We start from the raw sequence: 12,701 nt of genomic DNA on the forward strand, positions 1-12,701 counted from the left end.
ATGACTGTTAAAGCTTTTCAATCAGAATACGATCAATCTGTTTTAATCCTGAAGTTTTTTCACGATTTTTTCGACGTACTTTAATGATTTTCTCTTCAGCCATATCTTGTAGCAATAATTCTACTGCTACCATCGCTTCAAGTGGTAAGTCTTCACCAATCCACTTTTGCTCACCCGCATCCATTAAAGTAATTTCATCACTAATTTGCTCATACAAACTCATTGCGCTACTCACTTCTAATCTGAAATTTAGGGAATGAATGTATCTATATAGATACATAAAAATAAAAAGACGCCCCACAGATGGGACGCCTTTTAAAACACTTAATTCTAAGAATTAAGCAGTAATTTCTTTCACTGCTGCGACAACTGCTTCAGTCGTAATACCGAAGTGTTGGAACAAATCTTTCGCTGGTGCAGATTCACCATACGTAGTCATACCAATTACACGACCATCTAGACCTACAAATTTCCACCAGTAATCTACATGTGCCGCTTCTACAGCAACACGTGCACGAATGTTAGATGGAAGAACTGCCTCACGGTAAGCAGCATCTTGCTTCACAAATTCTTCAGCACATGGCATAGACACAACACGCACACCTTCAAGCTGTGCATAAGCTTCCATTGCCAATGCAACTTCTGAACCTGTTGCAATGATGATCGCTTTCAATTCGCCTTTTTCTTCAGCCAATACATAACCACCTTTCGCAACATCAGCAATTTGTGCCTCTGTGCGTGTTTGGAATGCTAAGTTTTGACGAGAGAAGATCAACGCAGTTGGACCTTCAGAACGTGTTAACGCAGATTTCCAAGAAATTGCTGCTTCAACTGTGTCACATGGGCGCCATGTGTTGAGGTTTGGTGTACCACGTAAAGATGCGATTTGTTCAATTGGTTGGTGTGTTGGACCATCTTCACCCAAACCAATAGAATCGTGTGTGTAAACATGAATCACACGTTGTTTCATCAATGCAGACATACGTACTGCGTTACGTGCATATTCCATAAACATGAGGAATGTTGCTACGTAAGGAATGAAACCACCGTGAAGTGCAACACCGTTTGCGATTGCAGTCATACCGAACTCACGTACACCATAGTGTACGTAGTTACCTGCAGCATTGTCTTGAACGCCTTGTGCGCCTTTCCAAAGTGTTAAGTTAGAACCTGCTAAGTCAGCAGAACCACCTAAGATTTCAGACAGCATTGGGGCAAATGCTTGGATTGCATTTTGGCTTGCTTTACGTGTTGCGATGGTTTCAGCTTTTGCGTTTACTTCAGTAATATACGCATCCGCTTTTGCAACGAAGTCAGCAGGTAATTCACCGCTTAAACGACGTTTAAGATCAGCCGCTTCAGTAGGATATTTTGCTTCATATTGTGCAAATACTTCGTTCCAAGCTGCTTCTGCTTGTTGACCTTTTTCTTTCGCGTCCCACGCTGCATAAACATCAGCGGGAATGTCGAATGGACCTTCAGTCCAACCCAACGCTTCACGTGTTAAGGCGATTTCGTCATTACCCAGCGGTGCACCGTGGCAATCTTCTTTACCTTGTTTGTTTGGTGAACCTAAACCAATAATCGTTTTACAGATAATGATTGTTGGTTTCTTCGTTTCAGCTTTCGCTTCTAAAGTTGCCGCACGTAATGCATCTGCATCGTGACCATCAACTTTCAATACTTGCCAGCCATAAGCTAAGAAGCGTTGTTCTGTATCGTCAGAGAACCAACCTTCTACTTCACCATCAATTGAAATACCATTGTCGTCATAGTAAGCAATTAATTTACCTAGACCCAAAGTACCTGCCAATGAACATGCTTCATGAGAAACACCTTCCATTAAACAGCCGTCACCTAAGAAACAGTAAGTGAAATGATCAACGACTTTAATGTCTTCTTTGTTGAATTGCGCTGCTAAGGTTTTTTCAGCCAAAGCAAAACCAACAGCATTCGCGATACCCTGACCCAATGGACCAGTGGTTGTTTCGATACCAGGTGCATAACCTAATTCTGGGTGCCCCGGTGTTTTAGAATGCAATTGACGGAATGCTTTTAAATCTTCAATTGAAAGATCATAGCCAGTCAAATGTAATAATGCATATTGAAGCATTGAGCCATGACCATTTGATAATACAAAACGGTCACGGTTAGCCCACTGAGGGTTTGTCGGATTGTGATTTAAGAATTCACGCCATACAACATCAGCAATATCAGCCATCCCCATTGGTGCACCTGGATGTCCAGAATTTGCTTTTTGCACAGCATCCATTGCAAGTACACGAATTGCGTTAGCAATGCGACGTTCATTCAGCGGGGTTGTCATAGATCAGTGTCCGATAAATTAAAGATGGGAAATGAATAAAATTCAAAAACTGGGTGTATTGTCTTAAAAAAATCAAACAGCGTAAAGCCCAGAAACGTATATTTCAGCCCTAAAGCGAAAAAATTCATACAATGCGAGTCGGTTTTATCAATATTCAATTCAATCCAATATTTTTTAGTCGCTTGGCCTTTTTTTAAAGTACTGATGTTGAATCATGTATTCACATTTTTTCGTACCCACTTAAGCTGTTTTTTATTTCAGCTCAGTCTTAAAAAGAATAAGTCTTATACAAAAGTTTTCACTTATCAATTTAACAGATGAGGATATCAATTAAAAAAACACAAAAATGACATAAATTCATGCTTTTTAGTCAGGTTAAGCTAGTCCTTAACGTTAAGTCGATGTACCATATTGCGTCTTTAGAAATAACTGTGATAGGACTTATGCGCGAGTACGCTGTATTTACTTCAGAATCTGTAAGCGAAGGCCATCCAGATAAAATGGCTGACCAAATCAGTGATGCTATTTTGGATGCAATCTTAAAAGAAGACCCATATGCACGGGTTGCTTGTGAAACGCTTGTAAAAACAGGTGCTGTTGTTCTTGCAGGTGAAATCACAACAACTGCAAATGTAGACTTTGAAGCAATTGTACGCCAAACCGTAAATGGCATTGGATACCATCATTCTGATTTAGGTTTCGATGGTTCGACTTGTGCTGTCATCAACATGATTGGTAAACAATCTCCTGAAATTGCTCAAGGTGTAGATCGTCAAAAACCTGAAGATCAAGGTGCTGGCGATCAGGGTTTAATGTTTGGCTACGCGAGTCGCGAAACAGATGTTTTAATGCCTGCTCCTATTTCGTATGCGCACCGTCTTATGGAAAAACAAGCAGAACTTCGTCGTAACGGAAGTTTGCCATGGTTACGTCCAGATGCGAAAAGCCAAGTGACTTTTGCATATGAAAATGGCGTACCTGTTCGTTTAGATGCGGTCGTATTATCGACTCAACACGATCCTGAGATTTCACAGACTGATTTAAAAGAAGCTGTCATTGAAGAAATCGTGAAAAAAGTGATTCCAGCAGATATGTTCCATGCGGATACCAAATTCCACATCAACCCTACTGGTATGTTTGTGATTGGTGGTCCAGTCGGTGACTGTGGTTTAACAGGTCGTAAAATCATTGTAGATACATATGGTGGTATGGCTCGTCACGGTGGTGGTGCTTTCTCTGGTAAAGATCCATCTAAAGTAGACCGTTCTGCTGCTTATGCTGGTCGATATGTTGCAAAAAATATTGTTGCCGCTGGTTTAGCTGATAAATGTGAAATTCAAGTGTCTTATGCGATTGGTGTTGCTGAACCAACATCTATCTCAATCAATACATTCAATACTGCTAAGGTTTCTGAAGAATTGATTATTGCATTGGTACGTGAGCATTTCGATTTACGTCCATATGGTATTACACGTATGTTGAATCTCATTCAACCGATGTATAAGCAAACTGCTGCATATGGTCACTTTGGTCGTGAAGGTTCTGATACTGCATTCACTTGGGAAAAGACAGACAAAGTTGAAGCGCTTAAAGCATCAGCTGGTTTGTAATTTCCAAATAAAAAAAGCCCACATCAATGTGGGCTTTTTTTATAGATTCAATTTGCTTTATCACTTTGATGAAGCGTGTCCAAAAACGACTGCTTCACAGGAACATTTTGGTTATCTTGTAAATATAAATGGGCCACTTTAAACACAATGGCTGCGGCTAAACAAGCAATAATACAAAATATCCAAAAACCATAAGGTGTTCTAATATTTTGTGATCCACATTCAGAACACACTTTGTCTGTCGAAGCAACCACCTTGTCGCAACACGCACAATGATACTGATACAGCATACTCATCCTCCCGATTTGACTGTCTTTTTTATTTTTATCTACATCACCTTAGAGGCTAATATTTATACTATATAAGCCTTCACCAATAATCAACCTCATGATGTAGCTATAAAACAGCAACCATCTATGACTTCATTCAATATTTTGTATTATCAGATATCTATGTGAATTTTTTTTGACAACCTGCTCTATCATTCTTTTTTTTCTAGAGATTATCCATATTTTATTCACGCACTCGCCCATCATATCCGCATGGAAATCATAAATTGAAGTAAAATAAACGTAGTGAAAAAATGATGATATGACTATGGTTCAATTAATTAAGAAAGGCGGCTTGAGAGAAAGAGCAAACAGAAGTCGCTCTTATCAAGGTTCTGAAAATACTGAAGCAACTTTGCGACCAAGACGTTATCAGCAAGACACGCTCGTTCTGACTCAAACAGAAGAGTTAGATCAGAATTCAGTTAAGCAAAATAAGCGCATCTATCCACAACCAGACTGCAAAGATCAAAAATAGACCACCCGATGCCATATCTATGTAATGCCCTGAACGCTGGTAGAGCTGTTTAATTTTGGGGCGCGCTAAAACGACCATCAAAAACGTAAAGGTTAAAAACGTTTGAATCGGAATAATGACTGCAAGTTGTATTTTCAACATCTCTGGTGCTGAAGCAGTTAAGGCAAGTGAAAATACACTACTAAAATAAATCAGTGTTTTAGGATTGGATAGGTTTGTAAACAACCCCATCAGAAAGTATTTTTCAGCTTTTAAAGGTAACTGATTTTCATCAATTGCATCAAGTTTGAAAGACTTATAGGTTTGCCAACCACCCTTTAGCATCGCCCAGCCCATTTTTGCCAAAAATAAACCACCGACTAACATTAAGACTTGTTGAATCCATGGGAATTGGGCAATCAAAAGTGCAAAACCTGATAAGGTTAAAATCACCCAAAATAAAATTCCAATAGAAATACCTAAAATAACTTTCAACGTGTTTGCGATTGTGGTTGACGCTGCGCATTTGGCAATCAACAAAATATCAGGTCCAGGACTCAATTGAGCAACAAGATGCAGGACACAGATGGTAAGTAATAGAGACATAAATCAAAAATGCATTAAAATTGTTTGAATTATACTGTTTTTTAGGAAAATCGAGATACAAAATTAAAAAAACCAGACATTAGGTCTGGTTTTGAACATGCGTAATTTACTTTTGATTAACGTCTTTCATTTCAATTTTTTTTGCTTCAGGTGTAATTTCTCTCGCTTCACCATCAATGATAGTAGAGTCATTTGAACCACGACCATGCTGCTGATTCTGCATTTCTTGCATTTGGCGCATTAAATCTGCAAATGGATTCTGACCATTTGCTTGACCACCCATGCCGCCCATATCTCCCATCATACCACCCATCATTTTTTCCATCATGGCTTGCTGACGCTTCATCATGGTTTTCATCATCACCGCTTTAAATGCTGTTTGAACAGGTGGAATTAGAATAAGTAAGGCGAATAGATCGGAAATTAACCCCGGAATCAAAAGGAAAATACCCGCAATAATTTTAGGTAAGTTATTGGTCAAATTCGGATCAGCACTCATATGACCTTGTTGCATTTGCTGCATCTGTGGCATTAAACCTGATGCATGAGAACGAACCATATTTAAACCAATAAAGAATGCAGCAATAAACCAGAAGAATACATACCACATACTTCCGACTAGATCACCCACACCGACCCATACGAAGATTTCAAGGACTATACCGATTAAAACAATAAGAGCTAATTTCATGAAATGTAATCTAATCTCAAAAATTTAAATATAGGGTCGTAATCATCTGCTCAATCTGTATCAAGCTTTTTTCATACGCTTATGTAACAATATGGGCATTATTTTATTTTTAAAGTCATGGAATGTCATTAATTATCGGAATTGATCCTGGTTCACGTCTAACAGGTTACGGTATTATTCAAAAAGAGGGGCAAAAACTCACTTTTATTGATGCTGGAACAATTCGCACTGAAACACCTGACATGCCTGAGCGTCTAAAACGAATTTTTTCAGGAATTGAAAGAATCGTTAAATTTCATGGTCCTACCGAAGCTGCTGTGGAACAGGTCTTTATGGCGGTCAATCCTGACTCTGCCTTAAAACTTGGTCAAGCACGCGGTGCAGCTATAGCGGCATTGGTCAATTTAGATCTACAAGTGGCTGAATATACTGCGCGTCAAATTAAACAATCTGTTGTTGGCTATGGCGCTGCTGATAAAGAACAGGTTCAAATGATGGTCATGCGCATACTTAATTTAAGTATTAAACCACAAGCCGATGCTGCAGATGCACTTGCCGCAGCAATTTGCCATGCACATGCCTCTGGCAGTATGAGTAAATTGGCCGTCTTAAATGCTTTAGGTGGAATGGCACGTGGACGAAGCCGCAGCAATAGTCGTCGACGTTAAAAGTCTCTCGACACTCAATGCACTTATTGGCGAATTTGAAAGCTATCGAAATCAAGTTCTGTGATTTCAATCAAGTCTTCATAGAAGATTTGCTTAACTTTACTATTTTGAGGCCCTGCCATGGTCAGTTTGATCATGTCATTTACATCTTGATATGTACCAACAATGACAGCTTCCACATCCCCATTATCCATATTTTTAACGTAACCAGTTAAATGCAACTTTAAGGCTTGTTCCGTAAACCAGCGACGAAATCCGACCCCTTGAACAAGACCTTGTATCGTTAATTTTAAATATCGCATATCTATCCCTGAATTTTATTTTAGATTTACTATTTGATAAATCGCTTCAGCCATATTCTGAGCCGACAAACCACGTTCACCCTGTTGAGCCAATACATCACCTGCCATAGCATGTAAGTTAACAATTTCATGAAGCTGGATGGAATTAGACAATTGTCCTTTAAGACTAGCAATCATTCCTGCAAGAATATCCCCCATTCCACCTGTCCCCATTCCTGGATTACCTTGGGTGCAAATCCAAATGGTTTGCTGCGCGTCAATCGTTAAACTTCCTGCACCTTTTAAAACCCATTCACCTGCATACAGTGTTTGTAATCGTTTAATTGCTTTGATCCGGTCATGCTCAACTTCCGCCACGCTAGAGTGTAAAAGTTTTGCAGCCTCACCAGGATGTGGCGTTGCGTAAGTTCTCTCATTGAGTCGAATGGGCTTTTCAGATAAGAACCACAATGCATCAGCATCGAGTACAGTCGGTTTATTCGTAGAGGGCAGAATACTCATCCATTGATCATATTGCTCAGCTGCCCAATCATCACGTCCCAACCCCATCCCAAAACAAATCGAATCGACTTGCTGCAGCAAATTTTTTCGTTGTAATGGATCGAAACGATTAATATCCTGCACCATTACATTGGGTGATCGTGACAAAATTGCTGAATGATGTTTAGCATCACACACGATCGTGGCTTTACCCGCCCCAGCGGCAAATGCAGCTTCAGCCGCCATAATCACCGCACCTCCCATTTGTGCATGACCGCCAATCACGAGCACATGCCCATACGTTCCTTTATGTCCTGTAGAGTGTCGTCGCGGTAAAATTGTTTTGAGTGGGCTTAAACGGGCCACAGGTTTTAAATTTGAGTCACATGGTAAAATGGGAATGAGTTTTAGATGTCCTATAAAATCCTGTGCACGCCCTACAAATTGCCCTACCTTATATGCGAGTGCGGTAAGCGTATGCTTAGCATGAATAGCCATTGGTAATGGTTGACCTGTATTTGCATCTAAACCACTCGGCATATCAATCGCAATTTTAACGCCGTCTTGCTCATTAATATGATGGATAATTCTCTGCCAGTCTTCACTTAAAATACGATTAATTCCAATTCCAAACAATGCATCAATATAGACATCATAACCCTTACAATGGTTCAGATCGGTGAACTGCTTAAGTGGTATGGATTGACTCATTTTATAAGCACTCTGCAAGGAGTCAGCCGAGTGATGATCGACTTGTGAAAAAGAAAAAATATCGATTTCTAGATTTGGGTTGAATGAACAATGTTGTGATAAAGAGTGCTGTGCTAAATAGTACGCAACAAGATAACCATCCCCTGCATTATTTCCTTTGCCGCAGCAGACTGCGATACGGATTTTCTTTTTTTCAATACCTTGAAGAATTGTGATGATTTCTTGTGCCATCATCCAAGCAACTTGCTGCATAAGACCAAAAGCACTATTTTGATCGTCAAACCAGCGCTGTTCCCAAGCTTGTATCTTACTGCTGTGATAAACTTGTTGATGCATCATCGTTCCTTTTTTTATTTATGACTCAATCTCTCTCATCTATACCAGCTCGTATTCCAACACAGCAATTTGATCCTTATGCGCTTAAAGCTTGGATTAAAGCTCAAGCATTGGAACTGGGCTTCGCTGATTGTGTCATTGCCCGACCTGATGCTCAAGATGAATTGCCTCGATTAAAAGCATATTTAGATCAAGGATTTCATGGTGACATGAAGTTCCTCGAAGAAAATTTGGAAAAACGTGCTAATCCAACACTCTTGGTTCCCCATACAAAAAGTATTATCTGCGTCAGAATGAATTATTTGGTTGAACGACCTCAACCTCGAATAGTACCAGATTTCCCCAATTCTGCCGTTATTGCGCGATATGCACGCGGACGGGATTACCATAAAACCATGCGCGGTAAATTAAAAACACTCTCAAACCTTATTCGTGAAAAAGTCGGTCCATTTGAATCAAGACCTTTCGCCGATTCAGCCCCTATTTTTGAAAAATCACTCGCTGAATCTGCAGGTATGGGTTGGACAGGTAAACATACCCTGCTCATCCACAAAAAATCGGGCTCCTTTTTTGTACTCGGTGAACTGTTTAGTTCTCTTGAATTACCCTTTGACGAGCCTGCCAGTGCGCATTGCGGATCATGTACAGCATGTATTGATATATGTCCAACGCAGGCGATTGTAGCGCCATATCAATTAGATGCCCGAAAATGTATTGCCTATCTGACGATTGAATACCAAGGGGTGATTCCTGAAGAACTACGCCGCGGCATAGGTAATCGCGTATTTGGATGTGATGATTGCCAGCTGATTTGCCCTTGGAATAGTTTCGCACAAACCACAACGGTTGCTGATTTCCATCCCCGTCATGGGCTGGATCGTCTTTCTTTAATAGAATTATGGCAATGGGACGAAGCAACATTCTTAGCCAACACAGAAGGCAGTCCACTGCGTAGAACAGGCTATGAAAGCTTTATGCGGAATATTGCGATTGGAATCGGGAATGCACCGTATCATCCAAACAATATTGAGCAATTGATACTAAAAAGAAATCAGTCTAGTGAGATTGTGCAAATCCATATTGACTGGGCAGTACAAGAACAACAATCAAAAAGAAACAATTAACTGTACTTTTCCAAAATGACTTGACAAGACAAAATCACCATTTTGAGCATGATCTGAAATTTTAAGCACACGTTAGCAACAAGTTCTCAGCATCAAGTTCCCAAAAAATAATTTTGCGGCGAAAAATGCATAAAAATAGTTAAGTTTGTAACTAAATCAACAATGATTAATTTCTATTGAGTTGGCGAATTTGATAATTTTTTTGAGTCATTATTGTCATATTTTACGATTTTGCATTATTAAAATTACAGTATGATCAAATAAGTAGCTTTTTAATTGATGGATAAATTATGCAAGTACGCAATGATTGGACGCGTGAAGAAATACAAAGACTCTATGAACAACCCTTCATGGACTTAGTTTTCGAAGCACAACGCGTGCATCGTCAATACTTTGATGCAAATACCATTCAGGTCAGCACATTACTATCGATCAAAACGGGTAAATGTCCTGAAGATTGTAAATACTGTTCTCAATCTGCACGTTATGATTCCAAACTTGAAGCCGAAAAAAGAATTGCTGTTGAAAAAGTAATTAATGAAGCCAAAGAAGCTCTCGCTTCTGGATCATCTCGTTTTTGTATGGGTGCTGCATGGCGAAATCCTCATGAACGCGATATGCCTTATGTACTTGAAATGGTACGTGAGGTAAAGGCCCTAGGACTTGAAACTTGTATGACCTTAGGGATGCTCAATCAATCACAAGCGGAACGTTTAAAAGAAGCAGGTTTAGATTATTACAATCACAATTTAGATACCTCTCGTGAGTACTATCCAAATGTGATTACCACACGCACTTATGATGATCGTTTAAATACTTTAGACTTTGTACGCCAAGCAGGCATGAAAGTGTGTAGCGGTGGAATTGTTGGCTTAGGTGAAGATACTCAAGATCGTATTGGTCTATTACATGAACTTGCGACCTTAGCTATTCATCCAGAATCGGTACCAATCAACATGCTTGTGCCGATTGAAGGCACACCCTTAGCAGACGTTGAAAAACTCGATGTGACTGAATGGATTCGCACTATTGCCGTAGCGCGCATTATCATGCCAAAAAGTTATATAAGACTTTCAGCGGGTCGTGAATCCCTTTCTGATTCTGATCAAGCTTTAGCGTTTATGGCAGGTGCTAACTCTTTGTTCTCAGGTGAAAAGCTTTTAACGACACCTAATGCTGGTGAAGGCAAAGATAAGCAGTTATTCGATAAGTTAGGTCTAAAAGCAGAAAAAGCGAAGCCGACTGTATCAGAGCTGACTATAGATGCAATGGCAAGTTAATTTCAAAGCTTCACTCAATTAAAAACCGAAGCTTTGCTTCGGTTTTTTTATGATGTGATCAATATGCCATAACTGGCATTAAGATACTGTCCTGGCTTAATTTCATCTGTTCCATTGGCATGGTGTACCGTTATTTTTTGACTAAATGCATCAAACTCAAAGCGATCATAACTATCTTGGTGGTGCATCAACCAATAAATCGTATCTATGGCATGATCATCACAAATATAAGTATTTGATTTAAAATCTTTACCCATTTAATTTAAATCCTTTTTTCTAGTCACAATATTATTATATCTCAATTCATTTTATTGAATATCATTTTCTTTATTTAAGATAATATCTAATTTTTTATTAATCCAACATATTATATTTACATATCACAATAAATAGATTTTCACCCATTTTATAAGCGCTATTATTTTATTTCAATTTAAAATAAAGACTGAGTATTATGAGTATCGTTAATTTAAAAACTCAAACTGCATTGCAACATCGTCCCAGCGCACTGACCACACAAATTAATGCTGTATGGGGACAAGGACCATCTTCACGTTATGAAAGCCTCGCCTCGTTATTTAGACCAACATTTGAAAAAATCAAAGCTTCGCGATCAGAACGCGAAGAAAAGCGAATTTTAGCTTTTGAACAGATTCAATGGTTAAAAGACATCGGTTTTACGAGACTTCGCTTACCCAGTTCGCAAGGTGGATTTGATGCAACTATTCCAGAATTATTTAATCTATTAATCGAACTTGCCGAAGCTGATGCAAATTTACCACAGGCACTTCGCGTACATTTTGGCTTTGTAGAAGATTTACTGCTCAGCCGCGACCCACAGTTTAAATCTGTATGGCTTCCTAGAGTGGCTCAAGGTCAAATTATTGGAAGCGCATGGTCTGAAGGTGGAAATGAGTCCATTCATGAATTTAAAACCAGACTTTCCAAAGATGCTGAGGGACGTACGGTATTGAATGGACAAAAATTTTATACCACAGGAAGTTTGTATGCAGACTGGATTGATGTGGGTATTACTGATTTGTATGGAGAATCAGCCAGTATTCTAATCCCTCGACATGCTGAAGGTGTTGAGATTGTGGATGATTGGAATGGTTTTGGTCAAATTCTTACAGCAAGTGGTACTACTAAGTTCAATCATGTTGTTGTGAATCAACAAGATGTCATCGGAGACCAACAGCGCTTTAAATATTCTGCAGCATTCTATCAACTGATTCAATTGGCAATTATTTCAGGGCTTACAAGAGCAGCAAGCTATGAAGTATCAGCTGAAGTTTATAAACGTGAAAGAAATTATACACATGCCAATGCTTCCTACGTCCGTAATGATGCTCAAATCCTACAAGTGGTGGGTCAAATTCGTGGTGTCGCCTACACCACTGCAGCAATTATTGAAAAAAATGCACAGGCGATACAACGTGCTTTTGAAGCTGGGTTGAATGATAATGAACAACTCGAAGCAGATCAAAATGCCATAGCAGAATTAGAGGTTGCTCAATCTCAAACCATTATCACTACACTTGCATTAAATGCTTCGACCATCATTTTTGATGCTCTAGGAGCATCAGCCACTGATAAAAACTTAGCTTTAGATCGTTTCTGGCGAAATATTCGTACGCTCGCATCTCACAACCCAAGAATTTATAAAGATCGAATTGTCGGAGACTTTAGCGTAAATGGTGCATTACCCCCTTATCAATGGCGTATCGGTAAAGTTGATGAATCAGGGCTTCTGCAAACAGATAAGGCTTCTTAAGCTCGCT

General features: G+C 39.3%; 14 protein-coding genes. 6 read left to right on the forward strand and 8 right to left on the reverse strand.

The genetic code is table 11. The features are described 5' to 3' along the window. Positions 1-7: 7 nt before the first annotated feature. Both FTV17_RS03235 and tkt read right to left on the reverse strand, forming a co-directional pair. Positions 8-223, reverse strand: a complete 216-nt coding sequence (locus FTV17_RS03235; protein ID WP_035263790.1) for a hypothetical protein — start codon at positions 221-223, stop codon at positions 8-10. Positions 224-337: 114 nt separating this feature from the next. Then, positions 338-2,326: a transketolase gene (tkt, locus tag FTV17_RS03240; RefSeq protein ID WP_179998146.1), complete on the reverse strand. Its 1,989-nt coding sequence runs from the start codon at positions 2,324-2,326 to the stop codon at positions 338-340. 443 nt (positions 2,327-2,769) lie between these two features. Here tkt and metK point away from each other — a divergent pair, with 443 nt between their 5' ends. Then, complete coding sequence (gene metK / locus FTV17_RS03245) at positions 2,770-3,936, forward strand: methionine adenosyltransferase (protein ID WP_035263794.1); 1,167 nt, start codon at positions 2,770-2,772, stop codon at positions 3,934-3,936. A 47-nt stretch (positions 3,937-3,983) separates the two neighbouring features. Here metK and FTV17_RS03250 read toward each other — a convergent pair whose 3' ends face one another. Next, the gene (locus FTV17_RS03250) at positions 3,984-4,226 is read right to left on the reverse strand and encodes a hypothetical protein (protein WP_035263796.1); all 243 of its coding nucleotides are present in this window, start codon (positions 4,224-4,226) and stop codon (positions 3,984-3,986) included. 307 nt (positions 4,227-4,533) lie between these two features. Here FTV17_RS03250 and FTV17_RS03255 point away from each other — a divergent pair, with 307 nt between their 5' ends. Beyond that, positions 4,534-4,743 carry a hypothetical protein gene (locus tag FTV17_RS03255; protein ID WP_179998147.1) on the forward strand — a complete coding sequence of 70 codons (210 nt, stop codon included), beginning with the start codon at positions 4,534-4,536 and terminating at the stop codon, positions 4,741-4,743. Here the strand turns inward: FTV17_RS03255 and FTV17_RS03260 are convergent. Next, the gene (locus tag FTV17_RS03260; protein ID WP_179998148.1) at positions 4,687-5,328 is read right to left on the reverse strand and encodes a LysE family transporter; all 642 of its coding nucleotides are present in this window, start codon (positions 5,326-5,328) and stop codon (positions 4,687-4,689) included. The two genes, FTV17_RS03255 and FTV17_RS03260, sit on opposite strands and share 57 nt — an antisense overlap. A gap of 106 nt (positions 5,329-5,434) precedes the next feature. Then, entirely contained in the window at positions 5,435-6,019 is a 585-nt protein-coding gene (locus FTV17_RS03265) for an FxsA family protein (protein ID WP_179998149.1), read from the reverse strand. Positions 6,020-6,141: 122 nt separating this feature from the next. On the opposite strand from FTV17_RS03265, the gene ruvC reads away from it, so the two are divergent. After that, positions 6,142-6,687: a crossover junction endodeoxyribonuclease RuvC gene (ruvC, locus tag FTV17_RS03270; RefSeq protein WP_179998150.1), complete on the forward strand. Its 546-nt coding sequence runs from the start codon at positions 6,142-6,144 to the stop codon at positions 6,685-6,687. A 23-nt stretch (positions 6,688-6,710) separates the two neighbouring features. Here ruvC and FTV17_RS03275 read toward each other — a convergent pair whose 3' ends face one another. Both FTV17_RS03275 and FTV17_RS03280 read right to left on the reverse strand, forming a co-directional pair. After that, positions 6,711-6,989, reverse strand: a complete 279-nt coding sequence (locus FTV17_RS03275) for an acylphosphatase (protein WP_179998151.1) — start codon at positions 6,987-6,989, stop codon at positions 6,711-6,713. 15 nt (positions 6,990-7,004) lie between these two features. Further along, positions 7,005-8,516 (reverse strand): NAD(P)H-hydrate dehydratase, encoded by a 1,512-nt coding sequence (locus tag FTV17_RS03280; RefSeq protein ID WP_179998152.1) that lies wholly within the window; start codon positions 8,514-8,516, stop codon positions 7,005-7,007. Between the two features lie 20 nt (positions 8,517-8,536). Between FTV17_RS03280 and queG the strand changes: the two genes are divergently transcribed. Continuing rightward, the gene (queG, locus tag FTV17_RS03285) at positions 8,537-9,640 is read left to right on the forward strand and encodes a tRNA epoxyqueuosine(34) reductase QueG (protein WP_179998153.1); all 1,104 of its coding nucleotides are present in this window, start codon (positions 8,537-8,539) and stop codon (positions 9,638-9,640) included. Positions 9,641-9,930: 290 nt separating this feature from the next. After that, positions 9,931-10,920 (forward strand): biotin synthase BioB, encoded by a 990-nt coding sequence (gene bioB, locus FTV17_RS03290; RefSeq protein ID WP_179998154.1) that lies wholly within the window; start codon positions 9,931-9,933, stop codon positions 10,918-10,920. A gap of 47 nt (positions 10,921-10,967) precedes the next feature. Here bioB and FTV17_RS03295 read toward each other — a convergent pair whose 3' ends face one another. Continuing rightward, a complete protein-coding gene (locus tag FTV17_RS03295; RefSeq protein ID WP_035263811.1) occupies positions 10,968-11,177 on the reverse strand; it encodes a hypothetical protein in 210 nt (69 codons plus the stop codon). A gap of 197 nt (positions 11,178-11,374) precedes the next feature. Between FTV17_RS03295 and FTV17_RS03300 the strand changes: the two genes are divergently transcribed. After that, the gene (locus tag FTV17_RS03300; protein WP_179998155.1) at positions 11,375-12,694 is read left to right on the forward strand and encodes an acyl-CoA dehydrogenase family protein; all 1,320 of its coding nucleotides are present in this window, start codon (positions 11,375-11,377) and stop codon (positions 12,692-12,694) included. Positions 12,695-12,701 lie beyond the last annotated feature (7 nt).

This window comes from Acinetobacter sp. YH12239, from assembly GCF_013417635.1.
Taxonomy (GTDB): Bacteria; Pseudomonadota; Gammaproteobacteria; order Pseudomonadales; family Moraxellaceae; genus Acinetobacter.

Excerpts from the sequence above, each read along its gene's own strand:
- FTV17_RS03235 (WP_035263790.1), bottom strand. The coding sequence starts at position 223 with ATGAGTTTGTATGAGCAAATTAGTGATGAAATTACTTTAATGGATGCG.
- tkt (WP_179998146.1), bottom strand. The coding sequence starts at position 2,326 with ATGACAACCCCGCTGAATGAACGTCGCATTGCTAACGCAATTCGTGTA.
- metK (WP_035263794.1), top strand. The coding sequence starts at position 2,770 with ATGCGCGAGTACGCTGTATTTACTTCAGAATCTGTAAGCGAAGGCCAT.
- FTV17_RS03250 (WP_035263796.1), bottom strand. The coding sequence starts at position 4,226 with ATGCTGTATCAGTATCATTGTGCGTGTTGCGACAAGGTGGTTGCTTCG.
- FTV17_RS03255 (WP_179998147.1), top strand. The coding sequence starts at position 4,534 with ATGGTTCAATTAATTAAGAAAGGCGGCTTGAGAGAAAGAGCAAACAGA.
- FTV17_RS03260 (WP_179998148.1), bottom strand. The coding sequence starts at position 5,328 with ATGTCTCTATTACTTACCATCTGTGTCCTGCATCTTGTTGCTCAATTG.
- FTV17_RS03265 (WP_179998149.1), bottom strand. The coding sequence starts at position 6,019 with ATGAAATTAGCTCTTATTGTTTTAATCGGTATAGTCCTTGAAATCTTC.
- ruvC (WP_179998150.1), top strand. The coding sequence starts at position 6,142 with ATGTCATTAATTATCGGAATTGATCCTGGTTCACGTCTAACAGGTTAC.
- FTV17_RS03275 (WP_179998151.1), bottom strand. The coding sequence starts at position 6,989 with ATGCGATATTTAAAATTAACGATACAAGGTCTTGTTCAAGGGGTCGGA.
- FTV17_RS03280 (WP_179998152.1), bottom strand. The coding sequence starts at position 8,516 with ATGCATCAACAAGTTTATCACAGCAGTAAGATACAAGCTTGGGAACAG.
- queG (WP_179998153.1), top strand. The coding sequence starts at position 8,537 with ATGACTCAATCTCTCTCATCTATACCAGCTCGTATTCCAACACAGCAA.
- bioB (WP_179998154.1), top strand. The coding sequence starts at position 9,931 with ATGCAAGTACGCAATGATTGGACGCGTGAAGAAATACAAAGACTCTAT.
- FTV17_RS03295 (WP_035263811.1), bottom strand. The coding sequence starts at position 11,177 with ATGGGTAAAGATTTTAAATCAAATACTTATATTTGTGATGATCATGCC.
- FTV17_RS03300 (WP_179998155.1), top strand. The coding sequence starts at position 11,375 with ATGAGTATCGTTAATTTAAAAACTCAAACTGCATTGCAACATCGTCCC.